General features: G+C 39.6%; 23 protein-coding genes. 10 read left to right on the plus strand and 13 right to left on the minus strand.

Going from position 1 to position 21,970, the window contains the following annotated elements; genetic code table 11:
* Positions 1-189 precede the first annotated feature (189 nt).
* The 7 genes from K8F54_RS09590 to K8F54_RS09620 all read left to right on the plus strand — a co-directional run bounded on the left by K8F54_RS09590 (position 190) and on the right by K8F54_RS09620 (position 8,860).
* Positions 190-2,061 (plus strand): ABC-F family ATP-binding cassette domain-containing protein, encoded by a 1,872-nt coding sequence (locus K8F54_RS09590; protein WP_290790096.1) that lies wholly within the window; start codon positions 190-192, stop codon positions 2,059-2,061.
* 169 nt (positions 2,062-2,230) lie between these two features.
* Entirely contained in the window at positions 2,231-2,842 is a 612-nt protein-coding gene (locus K8F54_RS09595; protein WP_363299605.1) for a class I SAM-dependent methyltransferase, read from the plus strand.
* 72 nt (positions 2,843-2,914) lie between these two features.
* Entirely contained in the window at positions 2,915-3,598 is a 684-nt protein-coding gene (locus K8F54_RS09600) for an ABC transporter ATP-binding protein (protein ID WP_290790101.1), read from the plus strand.
* A 228-nt stretch (positions 3,599-3,826) separates the two neighbouring features.
* Entirely contained in the window at positions 3,827-4,399 is a 573-nt protein-coding gene (locus tag K8F54_RS09605) for a cob(I)yrinic acid a,c-diamide adenosyltransferase (RefSeq protein ID WP_290790105.1), read from the plus strand.
* Positions 4,400-4,541: 142 nt separating this feature from the next.
* The gene (locus K8F54_RS09610; RefSeq protein WP_008272287.1) at positions 4,542-4,763 is read left to right on the plus strand and encodes a DUF2795 domain-containing protein; all 222 of its coding nucleotides are present in this window, start codon (positions 4,542-4,544) and stop codon (positions 4,761-4,763) included.
* A gap of 173 nt (positions 4,764-4,936) precedes the next feature.
* Positions 4,937-8,290, plus strand: a complete 3,354-nt coding sequence (gene secA / locus K8F54_RS09615; protein ID WP_290790108.1) for a preprotein translocase subunit SecA — start codon at positions 4,937-4,939, stop codon at positions 8,288-8,290.
* A 93-nt stretch (positions 8,291-8,383) separates the two neighbouring features.
* Entirely contained in the window at positions 8,384-8,860 is a 477-nt protein-coding gene (locus K8F54_RS09620) for a DUF4199 domain-containing protein (RefSeq protein WP_290790111.1), read from the plus strand.
* A 1-nt stretch (position 8,861) separates the two neighbouring features.
* Here the strand turns inward: K8F54_RS09620 and K8F54_RS09625 are convergent, their stop codons facing one another.
* Complete coding sequence (locus tag K8F54_RS09625) at positions 8,862-9,248, minus strand: hypothetical protein (protein ID WP_290790113.1); 387 nt, start codon at positions 9,246-9,248, stop codon at positions 8,862-8,864.
* Positions 9,232-9,819, minus strand: a complete 588-nt coding sequence (locus tag K8F54_RS09630; protein ID WP_290790116.1) for an RNA polymerase sigma factor — start codon at positions 9,817-9,819, stop codon at positions 9,232-9,234. The genes K8F54_RS09625 and K8F54_RS09630 overlap by 17 nt, the downstream gene beginning before the upstream one ends.
* Before the next feature lie 138 nt (positions 9,820-9,957).
* On the opposite strand from K8F54_RS09630, the gene K8F54_RS09635 reads away from it, so the two are divergent.
* Entirely contained in the window at positions 9,958-10,308 is a 351-nt protein-coding gene (locus K8F54_RS09635) for a DUF6249 domain-containing protein (RefSeq protein WP_290790118.1), read from the plus strand.
* A 67-nt stretch (positions 10,309-10,375) separates the two neighbouring features.
* Here K8F54_RS09635 and K8F54_RS09640 read toward each other — a convergent pair whose 3' ends face one another.
* From K8F54_RS09640 to K8F54_RS09650, 3 genes are read right to left on the minus strand one after another with little or no spacing between them, the layout of a single operon-like run.
* Positions 10,376-11,914: a hypothetical protein gene (locus K8F54_RS09640; protein WP_290790120.1), complete on the minus strand. Its 1,539-nt coding sequence runs from the start codon at positions 11,912-11,914 to the stop codon at positions 10,376-10,378.
* Positions 11,886-12,482 (minus strand): hypothetical protein, encoded by a 597-nt coding sequence (locus tag K8F54_RS09645; protein ID WP_290790123.1) that lies wholly within the window; start codon positions 12,480-12,482, stop codon positions 11,886-11,888. Before K8F54_RS09645 ends, K8F54_RS09640 begins: the two co-directional genes overlap by 29 nt.
* Positions 12,466-13,011, minus strand: coding sequence for an RNA polymerase sigma factor (locus K8F54_RS09650; protein WP_290790126.1), 546 nt, complete (start codon positions 13,009-13,011; stop codon positions 12,466-12,468). Before K8F54_RS09650 ends, K8F54_RS09645 begins: the two co-directional genes overlap by 17 nt.
* A 148-nt stretch (positions 13,012-13,159) precedes the next feature.
* On the opposite strand from K8F54_RS09650, the gene K8F54_RS09655 reads away from it, so the two are divergent.
* Entirely contained in the window at positions 13,160-13,585 is a 426-nt protein-coding gene (locus K8F54_RS09655) for a hypothetical protein (protein WP_290790129.1), read from the plus strand.
* A 44-nt stretch (positions 13,586-13,629) separates the two neighbouring features.
* On the opposite strand, the gene K8F54_RS09660 is transcribed toward K8F54_RS09655, so the two are convergent.
* Entirely contained in the window at positions 13,630-14,055 is a 426-nt protein-coding gene (locus tag K8F54_RS09660; RefSeq protein WP_290790131.1) for an organic hydroperoxide resistance protein, read from the minus strand.
* 90 nt (positions 14,056-14,145) lie between these two features.
* Between K8F54_RS09660 and meaB the strand changes: the two genes are divergently transcribed.
* Positions 14,146-15,240 (plus strand): methylmalonyl Co-A mutase-associated GTPase MeaB, encoded by a 1,095-nt coding sequence (gene meaB, locus K8F54_RS09665; RefSeq protein WP_290790134.1) that lies wholly within the window; start codon positions 14,146-14,148, stop codon positions 15,238-15,240.
* On the opposite strand, the gene K8F54_RS09670 is transcribed toward meaB, so the two are convergent.
* From K8F54_RS09670 to K8F54_RS09700, 7 genes are all read right to left on the minus strand, one after another.
* On the minus strand, positions 15,237-15,938 hold the full coding sequence (locus tag K8F54_RS09670; RefSeq protein ID WP_290790137.1) for a DUF1003 domain-containing protein: 702 nt from the start codon (positions 15,936-15,938) through the stop codon (positions 15,237-15,239). The two genes, meaB and K8F54_RS09670, sit on opposite strands and share 4 nt — an antisense overlap.
* Positions 15,939-15,969: 31 nt before the next feature.
* Positions 15,970-16,722: a hypothetical protein gene (locus tag K8F54_RS09675; protein WP_290790139.1), complete on the minus strand. Its 753-nt coding sequence runs from the start codon at positions 16,720-16,722 to the stop codon at positions 15,970-15,972.
* 24 nt (positions 16,723-16,746) lie between these two features.
* Positions 16,747-17,751 (minus strand): phosphatase PAP2 family protein, encoded by a 1,005-nt coding sequence (locus tag K8F54_RS09680; protein ID WP_290790141.1) that lies wholly within the window; start codon positions 17,749-17,751, stop codon positions 16,747-16,749.
* Between the two features lie 3 nt (positions 17,752-17,754).
* A complete protein-coding gene (locus K8F54_RS09685; protein WP_290790144.1) occupies positions 17,755-18,321 on the minus strand; it encodes a phosphatase PAP2 family protein in 567 nt (188 codons plus the stop codon).
* Between the two features lie 11 nt (positions 18,322-18,332).
* Positions 18,333-19,220, minus strand: a complete 888-nt coding sequence (locus tag K8F54_RS09690) for a diacylglycerol kinase family protein (protein ID WP_290790147.1) — start codon at positions 19,218-19,220, stop codon at positions 18,333-18,335.
* Positions 19,210-21,201 (minus strand): alkaline phosphatase family protein, encoded by a 1,992-nt coding sequence (locus tag K8F54_RS09695; RefSeq protein WP_290790150.1) that lies wholly within the window; start codon positions 21,199-21,201, stop codon positions 19,210-19,212. Before K8F54_RS09695 ends, K8F54_RS09690 begins: the two co-directional genes overlap by 11 nt.
* A gap of 157 nt (positions 21,202-21,358) precedes the next feature.
* Complete coding sequence (locus K8F54_RS09700) at positions 21,359-21,886, minus strand: PepSY-like domain-containing protein (protein ID WP_290790154.1); 528 nt, start codon at positions 21,884-21,886, stop codon at positions 21,359-21,361.
* Positions 21,887-21,970: the final 84 nt, after the last annotated feature.

The raw sequence follows: 21,970 nt of genomic DNA on the forward strand, positions 1-21,970 counted from the left end.
AAATACGTAAGCTGTTTGGTGGATACACAAGAGGAAAAACCAACTGCAATCAGTAGAAACAGAATCAGACTAGAAAATCTCATAAACGGCAGGATAGTTATGGAACAAATATAACGTAACGAAATTAATAATAAAATATATTTCAGTGTAAGTGGGTAAAATCTGTTTATTTTGCAAAAAATTGAATCTGTGAATTATTTATCTGTTGAGAATGTTTCTAAATCGTACGGAGAACGTGTATTGTTCAACGGAATTTCCTTCGGAATCAACGCCGGACAAAAGATAGGTTTTGTCGCCAAAAATGGAACCGGAAAAACATCGCTACTAAACATACTGTCGGGCGATGATAGTCCGGACGAGGGTGAGGTTGTCTACCGGAAGAACTTGAAAGTCTCCTTTCTTTCTCAAGATCCCAACTTAAACAACGCACTTTCTATCGAGGAAACCATCTTTGCATCGGATAACCCAATTCTCAAGATCATTGCAGCCTACGAAAAAGCCATTGAAAATCCCGATGATTCTAAAGCCTATCAAAAAGCATTCGACCAGATGGAGGCACATCACGCCTGGGATTTTGAAACCCGTTATAAACAGATCCTCTTTAAGTTGAAACTGGAAGACCTTTCTCAAAAAGTATCCAATTTAAGCGGGGGGCAGAAAAAGCGATTGGCACTTGCCAACGCCCTACTTACACAGCCGGACCTCCTTATTATGGACGAACCTACCAACCACCTGGACCTTGAAATGATCGAATGGTTGGAAAATCTCTTCGCCAAAGAAAATATGACCCTCTTTATGGTCACCCACGACCGTTATTTTTTGGAACGAGTTTGCAATGAAATAGTCGAGTTAGACGAAGGAGTGCTGTATAGCTACAAAGGTAATTACAGCTACTATCTTGAAAAAAGGGACGCCCGAATTGAAAACCAACTTACCGAAACCGAAAAGTCAAAACAACTCTATAAGAAAGAGCTGGAATGGATGCGTCGTCAACCCAAGGCGCGAACCACCAAAAGTAAATCGAGAATAGACGATTTCCACGAAATAAAATCCAGAGCCCACCAACGGCGTAACGACCACGAAGTACAGCTGGAACTCAATATGGAACGATTGGGCACGAAGGTGGTAGAACTTCATAAAATCTCAAAATCGTATGATGATATCAACCTCTTCGAGAAATTCGACTATAGCTTTTTGCGAGGCGAACGGGTAGGTATTATTGGTAAGAACGGCACCGGAAAATCTACCTTCTTGAATATCATTACCGGAAGTGTAAAACCGGATAGCGGGAAAGTAGTGATAGGGGATACCGTTAAATTTGGCTACTACACACAAAAAGGAATATCCATCAAAGAAGGTCAAAAAGTGATCGATGTGGTACGGGAGTTTGGCGATTATATTCCTTTAAAGAAAGGCAGGCAAATCTCGGCACAGCAATTACTGGAACGCTTTCTCTTTGACCGCAAGAAGCAGTATGACTTTGTTGAAAAATTAAGTGGTGGAGAACGGAAACGACTTTATTTATGTACTGTCCTTATTAAAAACCCCAATTTCCTAATTCTCGACGAACCCACCAACGATCTCGATATCGTCACTTTGAATGTACTGGAAAGCTTTCTGTTGGATTTTCCGGGCTGTTTAATAGTAGTCTCTCACGACCGGTATTTTATGGATAAGATCGTGGATCATTTGTTTGTGTTTCGTGGCGACGGTGAAATACAGGACTTTCCGGGAAATTATTCCGACTTTAGAGCGTATGAAGACAGTGCGGTTGCTGAAAAAAGAGCGGAAAGCACTTCAGAAACAAAAGCCAAGGTCAATTGGAAGACCGACGATAGCAAGGCGAAGCTCAGTTATAACGAACAGAAAGAATATCAGAAGCTGGAAAAAGAGATTGCTAAATTAGAGTCAGAAAGAGTAGTGCTTCAAAATAAATTTGCCACCGAAAACTGGGATGGAGAAGAAATTGACAAACAGAGCCAGAAGTTACAGGAACTCTTCAATCAAATTGAATTGAAAACCGAACGCTGGTTCGAGTTATCGGCTAAATTGGAGGAATAAAACCCACATGTGCTATCAACTAAAATCATATCTAAAATTTCTGTGGCGGTCCACTAACCAACACGGTGTGCACTCTCCGTTTGTCTACGATCTCGTTACAAAGTGCTTTTATGATACTACCGGATATTGCCAATATGCGCTTTTAAAGGATTTCAGAAAAAAATTATTAATGTCGGCAGAAGAAATTGAAGTCATCGACTTCGGACAGGGCTCCCGTGTCTTTAGATCCAATAAAAGAAAGGTAGCCGCCATAGCGAAACATGCGGGTATTTCTCCAAAACGCCAACGTTTGCTCTTTCGATTGACGCAATATCTCAAGCCTGAAAAAGTGTTGGAATTGGGTACTTCTCTAGGCATCGCCACCACGGCCATCGCATTGGGAAATCCTTCGGCAGTTGTAACAACTATAGAAGGTTGTTCCAATACCGCCAAGGTGGCACAAGAAGCCTTCAATTCTTTCCAGCTTATTGAAATTCAGCTATATGCCAAACCCTTCGAAACGTTTTTTGCTGAAAGGCCATCCGAAAAATACAATCTGGTCTTTGTGGATGGCAACCACAATAAGGAAGCTACGCTTCACTATTTTGAATTGTTACTGAAAAACACCACCACCAATGCAGTTCTTATTTTCGATGATATTTATTGGAGTCCACAAATGACCGAAGCATGGGAAGTCATTCAGAAACACCCAAAAGTGAGCGTAAGTATTGATACCTTTCAATGGGGAATGGTTTTTTTCAGACCCGAACAACAAAAAGAACATTTTATCATTCGTTTGTAACATCCCACCCCCCTATGCGTCTTATGGTAAAAATAGTATCTTGCAGCAAATAAATAACGCACCATTCTGTCTATGAGCTTAGTTATAAAAATTAGAGACATTACCCGAGATTTTCCACTAGGACAAGAAGTAGTAAAAGTGTTAAAAGGTATTGATCTGGATATTGAACGTGGTGAATACGTTGCGTTGATGGGGCCTTCGGGATCGGGGAAATCTACCCTTATGAATCTTTTGGGATGTCTAGATACGGCAACCTCGGGAACGTATGAATTGAACGAGCAGGATGTAAGTGATATGAGCGACGATGAACTCGCCGAAATTAGGAATAAGGAGATTGGGTTTGTATTTCAAACGTTTAACCTCTTACCTCGTACTACAGCATTGGAAAATGTGGCACTTCCTATGATCTATGCAGGGTATTCTAAAAGTGATCGCATCAAACGCGCCACCGAAGTCTTACAGGATGTAGGCTTGGCAGATCGTATGGATCACAAACCCAATCAACTGTCGGGTGGGCAGCGCCAACGTGTTGCCGTTGGGAGAGCTTTGGTGAATAAGCCTTCCATTATTTTGGCAGATGAGCCAACCGGAAATCTGGACTCCAAGACTTCTTTGGAGATCATGAATCTTTTTGATGAAATTCACAGAAACGGAAATACCGTTATTGTTGTGACCCACGAAGAAGAAGTGGCACAGCATGCACACCGCGTTATTCGCCTTAGGGACGGAATGGTTGAGTCGGACGTCCGAAAATAGTCGCTTTCGACGGAGTTCAATTTCGATAATTTGATTTGGGATTTCCCCTATATCACCTATCTTTGAATATGGATTTCTTAGACCTATCAAACCCCTATCTTGTCGTCATCTTATTACTTCTTGTATTGGTGGTACTTGTCTTTTGGAATAGGTACAATTCGAATACCCTTAGAAAACGTCGAAACAGAAGCTTTAGGAATCGCTATCACGAAAAGAAAAATACAAAAGATGAAGATCTATACTAAAACCGGAGATAAAGGCACCACCGCCCTATTTGGTGGAACACGGGTTCCCAAACATCACATTCGCATAGAAAGTTACGGCACGGTGGATGAATTAAATTCCTATTTAGGTTTGATTAGGGATCAACAGATAGCCGAATACTATAAAAAGTTGATCATGCACATTCAGGATCGACTGTTCACCTTGGGCGCCATCTTAGCTACAGATCCGCGGAAGGCGACCTTAAAGAGTGGAAAGGAACGATTGAACATTCCAAAAATTTCGGAGGCGAATATCACACGTCTGGAAAACGAAATAGACCAAATGAACGAATTACTTCCCCCAATGACAAACTTTGTATTGCCGGGGGGACACACCACCGTGTCATATTGTCACATCGCACGCTGTGTATGCCGCCGCGCAGAGCGTTTGGCCACACTATTGCACGAGCAGGAGCCCGTGGACGATCGTGTTTTAATGTACCTTAACCGGCTTTCGGACTTTCTTTTTGTACTGGCACGAAAATTGACTTATGACCTGCAGGCTGAAGAGATTAAGTGGATTCCAGAAAAACTGTAAGCCCTTCAGAAAAAATATTTTTAAAACATTGTTATTCAGTGTTTTATACACGTTCTTGAAAATACTGCAGAAATAATTACGATTTTCCTTGACTTTTTAATCTAAAAAATTATTTTTGCACAAAATTAAAACCCTAAGTGTTATGTACTGGACATTAGAATTAGCATCTTATTTAAGTGATGCACCTTGGCCGGCAACAAAAGACGAGCTAATTGATTACGCAATTAGAACCGGAGCTCCTTTGGAGGTGGTAGAAAACCTACAAGCAATTGAAGATGAAGGCGATTCATACGATTCTATTGAAGAAATTTGGCCCGACTATCCAACAGATGAAGATTATCTGTGGAATGAAGATGAATATTAAACAACAATAAGTAACAATATAAAAGTCTCGTTTTGAGGCTTTTTTTTTGCTTAAAAAACAACATTATAAAACACAAGAACCTCTTGGCAATCTGTTTTTTTTACAGTTCTTTTGTGGAAGAAATTACAAGCGTGCTACCTTTGTGTTCTGAGCAATATTTACAACAATAGATCATGGGATTATTAGATAATGTATTAAAAGTTTTTGTAGGAGATAAATCCAAAAAAGACATAGGCGATATTCAACCCTTTGTAATCGAAATAAAAAAATACGAAGCGGCCTTTGAAAAGCTTACGCTAGATGAATTAAGGGCGAAGTCGGATGCATTCCGAAATAAAATAAAGGAAGACCAGAAGGAGATTCAAACACAGATCGATCAGCTCTCTATTGAAGCGGATGGCATGGAGGATATCGACAAGAAAGAAGAGATCTACAACCAGATTGATAGCCTGAAGAACGATCGCTACGAAGTCGAAAAGCAAACCCTTGACGAAATTTTACCCGAAGCCTTTGCCGTAGTAAAAGAAACCGCAAAGCGTTTTAAGGATAATGAAACCCTAACGGTTACTGCAACCCCATTTGATCGTGAATTATCAGGTTTGAAGGATTATGTCGCTTTGGACGGTGAAAAGGCCATTTGGAAGAATTCTTGGGACGCTGCCGGAAAAGAAGTCACCTGGGATATGGTACATTACGATGTACAGCTCATTGGTGGTGTGGCATTACATCAGGGGAAAGTAGCCGAAATGCATACCGGAGAAGGAAAAACATTGGTGGCTACCCTGCCTGTTTATTTGAATGCCCTAGCCGGAAACGGTGTCCACTTGGTTACGGTGAACGACTATCTGGCCAAACGTGATAGTGCCTGGATGGCACCTATCTTTGAGTTTCACGGACTTAGTGTAGATTGTATAGATCATCACCGACCCAATTCGGAAGAGCGAAGAAAGGCCTATAACGCCGATGTAACCTACGGAACAAACAACGAGTTTGGTTTCGATTACCTGCGTGATAATATGGCCCATGCCCCACTGGATCTGGTGCAACGCCCACACCATTACGCAATTGTGGATGAGGTGGATAGTGTTTTAATCGATGATGCACGTACCCCCTTGATTATTTCAGGACCGGTTCCTCAAGGAGATCGTCATGAGTTCAACGAACTGAAGCCAAAGATCGAAAGTATAGTCGAAGTACAGCGAAAATACCTAACCGGAGTCTTAGCCGAAGCCAAGCGTTTAATCAAAGAAGGCGATACCAAAGAGGGAGGCCTCCAATTGTTTCGGGTGTATCGAGGATTACCAAAGAATAAGGCTTTGATCAAATTCTTATCGGAAGAAGGTGTAAAACAAATTCTTCAAAAGACCGAGAACTTCTATATGCAGGACAACAATCGGGAAATGCCGAAGGTAGATACCGAACTGTATTTTGTGATTGAAGAGAAGAACAACCAAATAGAACTTACCGATAAGGGAATTGAATTTATTTCGGGAAAAGACGACCCTGAATTTTTTGTCATGCCCGAAATTGGCACCGAGATCGCTATGATCGACTCCGAAGATCTATCTCCTGCCGAAGCTGCCGAAAAGAAAGAAGAACTCTTCCGTGAATTCGGAATAAAGAGTGAACGCATTCACACCTTGAACCAATTACTAAAGGCCTATACCTTATTTGAAAAAGACACCCAATATGTGGTGATGGAAAACAAGGTAATGATCGTGGACGAATCTACCGGACGTATCATGGACGGGCGTCGTTATAGCGATGGTTTACACCAAGCGATCGAAGCCAAGGAAAACGTAAAGATTGAAGCCGCGACCCAAACCTTTGCAACGATAACGCTTCAGAACTACTTCCGTATGTACCGCAAACTTTCAGGGATGACCGGTACGGCTGTTACCGAAGCCGGGGAACTCTGGGAGATCTACAAATTGGATGTGGTTGAAATTCCCACCAATAGACCGATTGCACGTGACGATCGCGAAGATAAAATTTATAAGACTAAGCGTGAAAAATACAATGCAGTCATCGATGAAGTGACCGAACTTTCAAATGCAGGACGACCTATTCTTATTGGTACGACTTCGGTAGAAATTTCAGAATTACTGAGTCGGATGTTGAGCATTAGAAATATTCAGCACAACGTTTTGAACGCAAAACTGCATAAGAAAGAAGCAGACATTGTAGCCGAAGCCGGTAAAAGCGGCATGGTCACCATTGCTACCAATATGGCAGGTCGTGGAACCGATATCAAGCTTAGCGACGCAGTAAAAAAAGCGGGAGGACTGGCCATTGTAGGTACAGAGCGTCACGATTCGCGTCGGGTGGACCGTCAGTTACGGGGTCGTAGTGGACGACAAGGGGATCCCGGGAGTTCGCAGTTCTACGTTTCATTAGAGGATAATCTAATGCGTCTCTTCGGAAGTGAGCGTATTGCCAAAATGATGGACCGTTTGGGCTTGAAAGAAGGTGAAGTGATTCAGCATTCTATGATTTCAAAATCCATTGAACGCGCACAGAAGAAAGTAGAAGAAAACAACTTTGGTATTCGTAAGCGATTGCTTGAATACGATGACGTAATGAACGCACAACGTGAAGTGGTATACAAACGTCGCTATCACGCGCTATTCGGAGAGCGTCTTCGCGTTGATATTGCCAATATGATCTATGATACTTCGGAATTAATTGCCGAAACCAACAAGCTGGCACAGGATTATAAGAATTTCGAATTCGAATTGATCCGCTATTTCTCTATGAGTTCTCCTATTTCCGAAGCAGAATTCGAAAAGATGGATGTAAAGCAAATTGCCGGTAAGGCCTATAAAGCTGCGTACAAACACTATCAAGAAAAGATGACCCGAAGTGCCGAAGCTGCCTTCCCGGTGATCAAAAATGTATACGAAACACAAAAAGACAAATACAAACGTATTTTAGTACCGTTCACAGACGGAATAAAAACCTTAAATGTAGCTACCGATCTAGAAAAGGCCTACAATACAGAAGGAAAGCAATTGGTAAATGATTTCGAAAAGAACATTACCTTGGCCATCATCGATGATTCCTGGAAGACCCATTTGCGCAAGATGGACGAGTTGAAACAGTCGGTTCAGTTAGCGGTGCACGAACAAAAAGATCCCTTACTCATCTACAAATTTGAAGCGTTCGAATTGTTTAAATCCATGATCGAAAAGGTGAATAAAGAAGTTATTTCTTTCTTGTTCAAAGGTGAATTACCACAGGAAAATCAGCAACAGATTCAGGAGGCCCGTGAGGTAAAATCGAAAGAAAAGCTAAACGAACAAAAAGACGAGATTCCAAACATGGACGAACGTGCGGCGCAATCGCGTGCTGCAGGGAATACGCAACGTCAACAAGTCACCGAAACTATTGTCCGCGACCGACCCAAAATTGGTCGAAACGACAAGGTGACTATCAAACATGTGATGAGTGGTGAAAATAAGACCATGAAATTCAAGCAGGCCATTCCGTTATTGGATAAGGGAGAATGGGTCCTGGTAGACGAATAGCGAATAAGTAATGATTTATAAAACCTCGGAGCTCACTAGTTTCGAGGTTTTTTATTTTTAGTATCTTCGAAATAGTCATTCAACTACTAACAAATGAAACATATAAAGATTGAACTGAAATGGGCCTTTATCTTTACCGTAATGGCACTGGCCTGGATGTTGCTTGAAAAAACTTTGGGTTGGCACGATGAGGATATAGCAGATCATTACTGGCTAACTATGTTATTTCTGCCCTTTGTAGTTTTTATGTATGTATTGGCCATTCGGGAGAAACGCAGACGTTTTTATGCCAAAAAAATAACTTGGAAGCAGGCTTTTTTTAGCGGTGTGATCATGAGTGTATTTGTGGCGATGCTCTCTCCGTTGGGTCAGTATGTTACGCACAATTATATAACCCCTGAGTATTTTAAAAACGTTATAGACTATTCGGTGACCAATAATCTTATGACCATTAAAAAGGCAAATGCGTATTTCAATATCAATAATTATATCATGCAGGCTGCCTTTGGAGCTCTTATTAGTGGTGTACTCATCTCGGCCATCGTGGCTATTTTTATGCGAAGAAAATAGCTTAGCGATATTGCTTTCCCAAATAGTGTTTTAAAAAAGGAATTTGCACCAGGAATAAGGCTGTAAATCCGATGGCATATACCACGGTTTTTGACAGTTTTAATGGACGCATTGAAAAGTTTAAATAGGTGTCCAAATGCAAGGCGCCAAAAATAGCATCGTCGCCTAATGGGAACGCTATAATAACCACTAACAAGATTGTTAGTACTACTGCAAGCACTCCCCATGTTCGATTTGAAATTAAGGGTTGATAAACACTTTGGGTTACCTTCCTCCTAGTCACTTCGGTCATTACTCGCATGGTAAAATCAACGGAAGGTTTCGAAAGTCCTGCTTCCTTTACTAATTTTTTAGTAAATAATTCCTCATTTTTATATGGCTTGTCCATTGTTATTTGATATTTCCGGCAGCACAAAATGTTTTAGTAAAGTAAACAATTTTTTTCTGCTTCGGTATAATTTTATTTTAATATTATCTTCTGAAAGCCCCGTGATTGCAGCGACTTCCTTTACAGATTGGTCTTCAAAATAATAGAAGGTGATGATCGCTGCCTCCGCTTTGGGTAATTGGGTTATGCATTCTTGAATAATCTGTTTTCGTTCCTGATCCTCCAAATAGCCTAATGCATTTTCAATTGATTCAAGGTTTCCTTCGGTAATTTCTTCTATTAACTCGGTAGCCACATATTTTTTATTTTTCCGAAGACGGTCCAATGCCTTTCGGTAGGCAATGCTGTACAACCAGCTCGAAAACTTCGATTCACCCCTAAAACTCGAAAGCGATTCGAACGCCTTAATAAAGGCATCCTGCGCTACTTCTTCGGCTTCTTCCCGAATCTTCAACATCCGCAACACTACGGTAAAGATAAAATCCTGATACCGTTCCACCAGTACCCCAAAGGCCTGTGTATCACCTTGCATCGTTTTGTCGATGTAATATTGGTCAGTGTTCCGGTTCATTATAAGGTAAGACGCATTACGATTCCAATTGGTTACAGAATAGCCTCTGAAAAAAAATATGGAAGACTTGTAACCAATTATTTAAAAGCTACGTCCTAGAAGAAAACGAACAGTAAAATCAATCTAAAAATCAAAATTATGGGATCAGAAATTGTTATAATGCCTATCATCTTCGGAGTGTTATTCGGAATCTTTTATTTGTTTATATCATCCAGACATAAAGAACGGCTTGCCTTAATTGAAAAGGGAGCAGATGCTTCTATCTTTTACAGTAAGGACAGGAAGGTCACGCCCATGTGGAAAGTGATCATCATCAATTTAGCATTATTACTAATGGGAATTGGAATTGGAATTTTTATTGCAGCCATGCTGCATTACAATCTAGGTGTAGACGAGGATGTGGCCTATCCCGGGACCATCTTTCTAATGGCGGGAATTGGACTTTTCTTAGGATTCTATTTTACAAAGAAATTGAATAACGACGCGTAGAACCGCTTTGTATTTAGTTGAAGTAAGATCATTTTGGACAGTCTCAGACTATTCGAAATGATCTTTTTTATTGCATTTTTACGTTGCTATACGTAGCATTGATGGTAACCGTTTTTCCCGAATTGTTTGACTTGTTAAATCCTTTCACCTTAACAAGCCCATTTTCTTTTGATGTGTTGAGTTGTAATGATTTGGGATACAGCAAGGTAGACTTTTTTCCATTGTAGGTAAATGTATAGGCCGTGACAGGCAATTTGAGCTTGGCATCGGTATTTTCCAAAACAATATCGATATTCCCAAAATCAGTCGAAATATCATTAATAAACAAGTTTCCAAACGAACCGGAAAGCATCGCATTTTTAAGAATTGTATTAATCACCACGTCACTGGAATTTGCATTTAATTGGATGTTCTTTACCGTATTTATTTTGCATTCATCTACATACTTGATCGCCAAGGTTCCGTCCTGCCAATTATTGACAATTACAGGAGCATAAGAGGCATTGATGAGGGTTTTACCCCCATCAATGCTATTAGCTGTCATTGTAGTATAATTGAGATTAGCTTTTAGGTTGTAGGCATCGGCCATTTTTAATTCGCCATGTCGCACATTGACCTCGGTCTTGGTTCCCTTTGGCATTCTTACAATAATGGTTCGGTTGACCTTCCCTTTGGCATGGGATTCATTATCATTATAGTACACATCAAAATTTTTACCGAATTCTTCTCCCCATTTTTCAGCATCCTTTTCAAATTCTTCGCTCCATTTCTCCATGCTCTCGCCAAATTCCTCGCCCCACTTTTCCATGCTCTTGCCAAATTCTTCACCCCACTTTTCCATCTTAACTTCAAATTCAGGTCCAAATTTTAACTCAAATTCTTTTCCAAACTTTTCACCCCATTTACCCATTACCTCTTCAATATTCTCGGACCAGGCTTCTACTTCCTCCAACCAATTGTCCACTTGAGCAACCGTTGCTTTCGAGTTGTACTTTTTGTTCAGTTCATCTACATAGGCTTGCTTGTTCTTTTTGTACTTATTGGAGTCGAAATGAATTGAATTATTGGAATTAAAATTATAGTTATAGTTGCCGTCACCCGAGATAACGGTAGGTTGCTTCTCTCCAAACGGCCACTTTGGCAATTTTTCCAATTCGGGGACCTCCGGGATCTCAATATTAAATTTAAGATCGTGTAAGTTTTTTAAGACCGGCATTTCGTGAATTCCTTCTAAAGCCTTTAAGGCTTCTTTTGGCATCACAAAGTCATAATTATAGGAAGTGTTGTAATTTTTCCAATGATTACCCACATTCGAAGTAATTACAATTTTCTTACTATTTCCCAGAATTTCAAATTTCCAATCCTTAAAGATGTCTTTCTTTTCTTGTTCCGAAAGTTTTTCACCATCGACATAGGCTTCAACTTCCACCTTGTCTTTATTCCATGTTTCAAAAATAACGTTCGTAAAGGAGGTATTCACCGATACCAAAACATCATTTGTCACATTAAAGCTCTCTACGTGTTTCGTTTGCGAAAATACATACGAGGAAGCGAATAGCACTATAAGTATTACTAGGCTATGCTTCGATACTATTGACTTGTTCATTGTTTTGATTTTTAAGTTCTTTTAATTTGTTTTTAAGTTTGAACAGCAATTCCAAACGTAATTTCAAATTATCTATTAAAGCGGTGATGGTTGCTTCGGTAGGACCCACTTCGTTTAACTCTAAATTAAGTGCTGCATATTCGGTATCCAGTTCACCTAAGCGAAGCAAATAACCGGTGATAAGCTCTTTATTTTCATCACTTTGATCGAGTGAGGCCAGTTGTACATTAATTCCGGTGAGATAAAAATCTTCCACCTTCTTTAAATCGGGTGAAATATCACCTATCGTAATTTGTGCGACATTCTCATTTTCAGCTTCTTTAATTTCTGAAGGGGTCTCGGCTATGGTATTGGACGAATCGGGTGACAACTTTTGAAACCCAAAATACCCAATACTCAAGAACACAATCACAACGGCCGCTACTTTTAACCAAAAGAAGGAACTGTTTTTCTGCTTGGGTGAAAACTCATTATCCAGTCTCGCTTCAAAACGAGCTTCGTGTCCTTTCGCTAGCCCGGAAGCCTGCTCCGGTTGTTCCTGCATCAACTTTCTAATATCCTGTGCCATATTGCAAATGTTTTAAATGTTCTTTTAATTGTAATTTTCCACGGTGCAGATTGGTCCTTGAGGCATTTTCAGAAATATCCAAAATTTCAGAAATTTCTTGATGGTCATAGCCTTCTAATAAGTACAATTGCACCACGGTCCTATAATTATGCGGAAGTTTTTTAATCGCACTAATAACCTCGGCATAGGTAATTTCATCCGAAACCTGCCAATCGTTATCAACATCCGGAAGACTCATCACCTCTTCATTTATGGAGTACAATTCCATTTTCCTAGCTTTGATGGCATCCAAACAGGTATTGATCACTATCCTTTTCAACCAGGCTCCAAAGGTGACGTCGCCTTTGAACTGGTCTAATTTCTGAAACGCTTTTACAAACGCTTCCTGCATGGCATCTTCTGCCGCTGCGGTGTCCCTTAAATACCTGCGAGCCACTATAAACATCCCCTCACAATAACGCTTATAAAGCGCCATCTGTGCCTTGCGGTTGCTTTGTTTGCATTGTTCAACAAGTAAAGAATCGGACAATTTCGATGGTTTTTTGGTTGCTGTTCGTGCTAAAGACGATAAAAACAAATAGGTGTTTCAAAAGTGAATGAAAATTTTATAAATTTCTATTAAAGAAAAATTAAATTACATGGAATTCTATTAATTTTGATCCAATTTTAAGTGACCCATGAAAAAGTACCCCGATTTCGAAAAACTAAACCGATTGTTGGTTGCCAGCTTTGAAGCTGAAAAATTGTACTACAATGCGGCCATGGAAGCACAAAAAACTGAATTGAAGCGCTTCTTGAATTATATGTCGGTAGAACGCAATCGAATGAGTCACGACATCTCCAACGAATTACATTCCAGAGATATCGAACCACTTAAGGAAGATGTGGAAAAGAATATTTTGGATCATTCCAAGAGTATTCCACAAAATGTAGATTTGGCAACGGCCATCAAACAATGTCTCTCCAGAGATCGCAACAATATAAAACGCTATGATGAGCTGCTGGAGCGAAAAGAATTGCCCGATTCGGTTTTGACGATTTTAGAACGCCAGCGACAAAAGATCGATCAGTACATCACCGAAGTTGAAAAACATTTAAAATAAAAAGCCCTATAACTAGGGCTTTCTAATCTATATTGTTGTTGAAATTATTCGTCCAATAACAAATTTAAATTTACTGTAATATTATCCTGAGTTGCTTTTGAAAAGGGGCAGATCTTATGCGCCGCCTTAATAATAGCTTCTCCTGTCTTTAGATCGACATTAGGAATATAGCAATCTAAGGTAGCTTCCAAAAATGCGCCATCTTCATCTTCACAAAACCCAATGGTGGCTGTAACACTGTAATCCGTACCTATATCAATGCGTTTCTTTTCGGCGATTACCGCAATAGCCCCGCCAAAACAGGCCGAATAGGCACAGCCAAACAACTGTTCCGGGTTTACACCATCACCGCCATCACCGCCCATGGATTTTGGCACTGATAACTTGAGATTTAGTTTTTTATCTTCGGTAGTGGCATGCCCTGCCCTACCACCTACTGTTGTTGAGCTGGCTTCGTATAACGTCTTCATAATATGTATATAATGATTAATAAGTCTAATATACCATCTAATTATGGGGTATAAAAGATGATATTCATAAAATTGTTATAAATTTCGGAAGTGACACGAAAAGCAAAACATAGCAGCGCCCTATCTGAAAAAGAAGGAGTACCACCTCAAAAGGCGGTAAGCGAAACCGCTACCAAAAAAATACAAGCCGAACGTAAAAAAACACCTTCGCCTGCACAATTGGTTGCAGGTATTCTAAACGGAGATAAAACAGCACTCAGCCGAGCTATTACCCTAGTGGAGAGTACCGCTGCCAAACACCAGTTATTGGCAAAGGAGGTAATTGAAGGCTGTTTGCCTTATGCCAACAATTCGGTACGGATTGGAATCACAGGTGTTCCAGGCGTAGGGAAGAGTACCTTTATTGAACAATTCGGGAAGCTGCTCATTCAGCAAAATCGGAAGGTGGCGGTTTTAACCGTTGACCCCAGTAGTTCTATCAGTAAAGGCAGCATTCTTGGCGACAAAACCCGAATGGAAGACTTGGTAAAGGCACCCAATGCCTTTATCCGTCCTTCGGCCAGTGGTGATTCGTTAGGTGGTGTCGCTCGAAAAACGAGGGAGGCCATTATTTTGTGCGAAGCCGCCGGGTTCGATACCATCATCATAGAAACGGTAGGTGTTGGGCAAAGTGAAACAGCGGTGCATTCCATGACCGATTTCTTTTTGTTGCTGAAATTGGCGGGTGCAGGCGATGAACTACAGGGAATAAAACGCGGTATTATGGAAATGGCCGACGCTATTGTGATCAATAAGGCAGATGGAGACAATATAAAAGCGGCGAAGCTGGCAAAAACCGAATTTAATAGGGCTTTGCATTTATATCCTCCCAAAGAGAGCAATTGGATCCCAAAGACCCTGAGCTGTAGTGCCATTAAAAATGAGGGCATCGAAGAAATTTGGGAATTGATTTCCCTTTATTTTTCTGAAACGAAATCCAATGGCTATTTTTCTGAAAAGCGGAAACAACAAAATAAGTTTTGGTTGCTCCAAACGATTGAAAATCGTTTAAATAGTGAATTTTTCAGGAATCCGGAAGTAAAAAAAGAACTGGAAAAACAGCTAAAGGCCTTGGATAAAAACACGACGACTCCTTTTGAAGCGGCTGAAAAAGTGCTTTCAAAAAAGAATGCATTAAGAAATTAATTTCCTTTTAGTTGCTTCATAATATCTCCCATCATTTCAATTTGTATTTGCTGAATATTGAGTAACTCTTCTTGTTGATGGATAATCAGGTGGTCAATTTTTTCATGAAGCATTCTAATCTCCAACTCCGATTTCAAATTAATCATATAATCTTGTTTCGACCGCTCTCTGTCCTTTTCTTCCTGTCGGTTTTGACTCATCATTATAACCGGGGCCTGAAGTGCCGCCAAACAAGAGAGAATTAAATTGAGAAGGATAAAAGGATAAGGATCAAAGGCTTTGGAAGCCAAAAAAATGATATTTATGATCATCCAGACAAAAATGAAACAACCAAAAATTATAATGAAATTCCAACTGCCTCCAAAGGCTGCAATCTTGTCTGCCAAACGTTGCCCAAACGTAAAACCACGTGCGTCTTCTTCGTCGCTGATTTTAGCTGAAAGTGTTTCTTGATTTTGAATTGTTTTTAAAACATCTTTCTCTAATACGGATAATTCACCCACTTCTCGCATTAAATATTCTGCAATATATTTTTGTCGATAGTGATTTAATTCAGAAACAGAGATAAGACTGTTTCTTGTAAAACTACTATGATCCTTTTTAATTAATTCAAAAATGGTCTTACGAATTGTTTTGGCATGTGTTTTTTCAGCTTCGGGAAATTCTTTGCCTGAAATACTGCTTATAAATGATTTCATATTTCGTACATATAGTATTCTTGAAAAGGTATTAACTTTCCTTTAAAGTTCGCTTTTTTTCTTCAAATACAACAAAGAGGAGTAGCACTACTAAAATTCCAAAGAGCACACCTGAAGAACCTATTGTACCTAGATCGAAACCTCCTTTATCGGTAGACTTTGTGAGCAAATCTCCAAAGGTTGCACCAAAAGGGCGAGTAAGGACAAAGGCGACCCAGAAAAGAATAACCGTGGAGATTTTAGTAAAAAACTTAGCCAACACCACCAATAGAATAAGCGATCCTATAAGCAAAGCACCACCTCCAAATCCAAGTCCGCTATCATCGGCTAAATAATCTCCTAGTGCAGTACCCAATGTATTGGATATTAAAATGGTAACCCAATAGAACATTTCGGGCCGAAACGTTTTTATATCTGTAACAGACAAGGATTTTTCACTTTTATGCCAAATCAACAACATCGAAACCAACATAAAAACTAATATCGTAGACCCCATTGCATATCCTAGCCCGAGAGTTCTATCCATATAATCAGACATGGTAGTTCCGGCCGTACTTGTTGTTAAAATGACAAGCCAATACAAGGCAGGATTGTATTTTTTTGACATTAGTTGGGCAATTAATGAAACGACAAAAAAGCTTATCAAAATGATTGAGCTAAGCCCATAACCTATATTAAAGGTCATCGACAGCATATCACCGGCTGTTTCCCCTAAGGTGGTGGCACAGATTTTCATGATCCAGAAAATAAGGTTCACCTCTGCCACTTTTTTCATGTTTGCCATACTTATTATTTATTTGACTTTAGGTTAAAAGGTAATTGTCACCCCTACGACACTAATTCCGTTGAATTTTGAGAAGGAATAATTAGTTTCAAAAACCGTTTTTCGAGTAGATAATTCGGTTTCAATCTTTTTATGAATTCTTCTGTTGGCAGCATTCTTACCAATGGCATAGCCTATTAAAATGGCTAAGGGATAGTCGGATGCCCAATGGACCCGCGAACTCATCATTTCGAAAGCCAATAATCCCATTAACGAATAACCCACTGGTTTTATCCATTTTACTTCGGGATAATTAATTGCTAAAACCGTCACGGTCGCCATAAAAGTAGCCACATGTCCGGATGGCATCGCATCGTAATTTGGAGTATCCTCATAATACGATTTGAAACTGGGAAAAGGCGTCCAATGCCCTCCCGGATTCCCGCTTTCAATGGCTGCACTTGGACTCTGCCGGCCTGTGATTCGTTTAATCACCTGTGTAGTGACTCCAGCTGAAATCAGGACTTCAATGAGCTCGTTGGCGGTATTTAACGCCCTGTAATCGTTGTAAATGAGTCCGCTGGCATAAAATCCGGCACTTATGAGAATTGGAGTCATTCCGTAACCAATGTAGTAGATTGCTCCGTTGATGTCTTGAGGGATTAATTCGACTCCCAACACCCTTATATATCGCACATCTTCAGACAATCCTAATGGTTCACCCAATTCGATAGAATTGTCCAATAACTTTTGATCAACGGGGATAAGTGCTACCGTACTCCCAACGGCCAAACTACTCCAAAGAACATTTTCCTTTTTCACCAAAAAGCTGCCGAAATCTGCTAAATCTTGTGGTAAATATGTAATTACATCAAATAGTTTAGGTTTTGTATATCCATAGCTTGTTGTTTCATTAATCCGTACATACTGGTACGAATCGACGATCGAATCGGCATTTTGCCCGAGAAGAAAATTACAATTAAGAAGCAATACTAAAAAAAGGAGAATACTTTTTCGGCCTTTATTTCTGGAAAGATTCGAAGTATCCATAATTCAAAATTTGTATTTGATTCCCAATAAATATACATCATTATCGCTTGAAAAAGTAAGCTCGTAATGATCTCTTTGATAAGGCGTGGTAAAGATGTATGTACTTCCAATTCCCACGATGGCACCTGCTAAGACATCCCAACCATCGTGGCGGTCGTTATAACCTTCGATCCTGCTATAGGCAACAAATCCGGCTAACGCATAGGCAGGAGCTCCATAGGTCCAACCATAGCGCCTTTGAATAAACGAAGCTCCTGAGAAAGCGGAGGCTGTATGCCCGGAAGGAAATGCCAAACCATCCGATGCTCCTTCTGGACGCGGCTTATTGATTAAGTATTTTACTCCGTAGGTAATAGCTATTGTGGTACCATAAGATTTCATTAACTGCCAAAAACCTTCTTCATCCTTAACAAATAAGGTCGTTAAGCCGGCACCAACAGGTAATGCAAGTTGGAGAATATCTCCGGTTTTTTGATATGCCTTTTCCCTTCGAATCTCTTTAGGTGAATCAACTTGTGCATAGGCATAGTTGATACAAAAAAACAGGAAGATACACATCAATTTATTCATAATTAATTGGTTTACGGAATACATACTTTTAATTTTCTGGGCAATACTGTTATTGCTATGTTGTTATCAATTGATTCGAGTAGCTCACCGTCCTTCTGAGCTACCATTTTTTGTTGGGAGGTATTGCAAATATGAAGGGAACTCGTTTTAACAAAGCGCACTTTCTTCAACCAATAATGTTTCTTTATAAGGAATAGCATTCCGAAGAGCACCATATAAAAGAAGGATAGTTTTGGTACGATGAGCATATCCAAGACCCCATCCTGTAGTGATGCTTGCGGAGTCAAGCTCATATGGTATCCCAACTCATTAGAATTGGAAACGAATAATAGAAAAGGGGATATCGTCTCGGTGGTATTGTCATAGGAAAGTTTGACTGTGTTTGAATAATTATATTTCTTAAGAGTTCGTAACACTGAAGTGATATAACTCCACAGTTTTCTTTTCGTAGATTTTTCAAAATCTGAAATAACATGGGCGTCAAAACCAATACCCATATTGCTGAAGAATATTTCGTTATTGATCGTCCCAACATCGATATCTATGCTTTTATACGACTTAATAATTTGAAGCGCCTTTTTTATATGCTTTGGAATTTTCAAATTGGACGCTAAACCATTTCCGGAACCCATGGGAATAATCCCTAGTAATATTTGTGTGTTCAGTAAGCAGGAAGCCACTTCATTGATAGTACCATCACCGCCACAAGCCACAATAATATCTGCGCCTTCATCAATAGATCTTTTTGTTAGCTCATGCGCATGTTTTGGGTATTGTGATTTCTTTACCTGAATTTCATAGAAGCCATTGCCAAAGAATTCTGACAAAAACTCTTCATCAAGTTTATTATGCCCCGAACCTGCAATAGGGTTCACTATAAAATGAATCTTAGTAATCATTTTTCAACGATTTTAATTTCAAACCTTCATTGTTGTATAAATAGTCCGATACCTGGTAATAAGAGATTGTTTCGGTAAAAAAGGTCGTATCAATTGGAACTGATTTAAGTTCATTGGATTCCCTGTCCCATGAATAAAAATTTGATTTTTTCATATCACCCAATACCATAAGCTTATTTCCTTTTAGCAACCCTAGTTTACGATAGTTGCCAATAAAGGCACGTGCTTCAGAATGAGAAGTTGTGAGGATATCACTGCCAAATAAGTTTGAATTGTACTTCCAATGTAATTGGGCAAATAGGGTGGGAAATACGTCAATTTGCGAAGCCAATGTTGAAATCTTAGCTGAAACACTTTCCGGAAGATTAAAGATCATACCAGGAATTAGATAATTTGCTACATCCAACTCCTGTCGCCCGGCACTCGATGCACAATGGTCTGACATAATCACAAAAACCGTATTCTTATACCAAGGCTTCGTTTTGGCAATTTTCAAGAACTCTCCTATGGCATAATCGGTATATTTAATAGCACCTTCTCTCCCACTGCCAGATGGAATGTCAATTTTACCTTCAGGATACGTGTAAGGCCTGTGATTGGAAGTGGTCATCACAAAATTGAAAAAAGGCATATCTAATTCAGAAGCTTTGTCCGCCTCCTTGATCACCTTATTGTAAATATCTATATCTGCAACACCCCAAGCGTTTTCAAAGGTGACCTCATCATCTTCAATGTTGGTTCTTGTTGTTGTGATATTTTTGTCTAATAAAAATCCTCTTCCACGATCAATAATATTAAATCCATTTCCTCCGAAATACGTATTCATATTATCGAAGTAACCATCGCCTCCATAGAAAAAATTGCGCGTATATCCTTTCTCTTTGAAAACATCCCCTATAGTAAACAGCCCTTGATTATTTTTCCGTTTTACAATGCTTCTTCCCGGGGTTGGAGGTATAGAAAGTGTTACAGCTTCCATTCCTCTTACAGTCCGGGTTCCGGTTGCAAAAAGATTCGTAAAAAACAAGCTTTCATTGGCCAACGAATCCAATGTTGGTGTAATAGACAGATTACTTCCGAAGGAATTTAAATAAGAAGCACTTAGACTTTCAATAAAAATAAAGATCACATTTGGTCTTTGTTCCGGTAGGGTATCAAAGGCATTTACCCTTCTATAGATTGACGTTGTTTCCTCTTTTATAAATTGATCTCCCTGTTTTTGGTATTTTTTTTTCAATTCAGAAAAAGCGTGTTTGGTTTCGATGGTATTATAAAATTCGGGATAGGATAGTTCGTTATTTCTAAAGGCGGCAAAAAAGGAATAGATACCTGTTTTGGCAAGCTCATTATTGTATCTATTTTCAGAAAATTCGGCTGCATTGTTAGTTACGAGTCCTGAAAAAACCGCAACAATAGCAACGATGATTGAGGCAGGAATCAGTTTTTCCTTAAAAGAGGAGGTGCTAGCAAATGTTTTTGAAAAGACTTGTTTTTTCCTGGTGAAATAAATAAGTAGGGCTGCAAGAATAAGCATCCCGCTAAGGAGAAATGGAATTGGGTAGGATTCATTGATATTCTGAACCACCTCATAGGTGTAGATCAAATAATCCACCGCTATAAAATTAAATCGACGCCTGAACTCTTCCCAGAAGGTAATTTCAGCAAAAAAAGAAAATAAGAAAATGAGTAACCCCAGTGTATATGCGACATACGTAATACATTTATCTACTAGACTACCATGCCACTTGCTTGGAAATAATACTAAATACAATGCATAGGGTACCGCAAAAAAGCTTACCGAACCTATATCAAATAAAAAACCTATCAAGAAGGTATTTCCCAGTATAAAAAAGGATGTATCCGCCTCGCTGAAGCTCCAAATAAGAAAGATAATTCTAACAATTGTCGAGAATAGGACAAATAGAAAAACGAAATACCAAAGGAGCAAAAACCTAGTGGGAAAGATCTTCTTTAAGATCATAGTTGAGTTTTTAAATTAGACTGTGAACGTTCCATTCTGAAAAAAGGGAGCGAGCGTCGCGTATAGTTCTATTTGGAACAATACACATCGTGCATACTAATTATCCAGTAGTATTACGGGATCCGTAAAGATTTGGATTAACTAAAAGGACTATGCCTTAGTCATCGTCGTTATCATCATCGTCAGGGTCGTCATTGGCTGCAACATTTTTTTGGACGACTCCTTCGGGAGTAATGGTAACATCAATGGTGGTCTCGCCTCGTTCAAGTTCAAACTCATAGAGCATTCCTGATGCAGTTTCCGAAATTTCCATTTCATCCACATCATAATCGGCAAAATCTTTTTTCAATATAGCAATTACGGCGGCGGGAACTTCGGCGATTCCAATTACCTTTTCGGTTTCTAGCCAGGTGCCGCTTACATCAAAATTTGCGGCATGTGCTACCCCTTCCAGCTTGAATTCAGCTTCCCATTCATTTTCGTTTTCTTGGTCCCAAATGACTTCCGTTGCGTTTTGAAATTTGGTTTGGAAAGTAGTTAGAACAGCTTCCGGGATTGTTTGCTTAGAATTTAGCACCTGCGCAACTTCTTCGCCTCCCGTATCAGTAGATTCTTTTTTGGTCTCGGCACAGCTTAAAAGACCTACACTTAAAAGTACCATCCATAAATAAAAGAGGGTTTTCATTTGTTATAAAATTTTAGCTATTGCATTATTGCACTGCAAGAACGGGAGATATTATGCGCTTGGTATTTTGAACAAGTTCGGTAT

Source organism: Altibacter sp. (assembly GCF_019913785.1).
In the GTDB taxonomy this organism is placed as follows: Bacteria; Bacteroidota; Bacteroidia; order Flavobacteriales; family Flavobacteriaceae; genus Altibacter.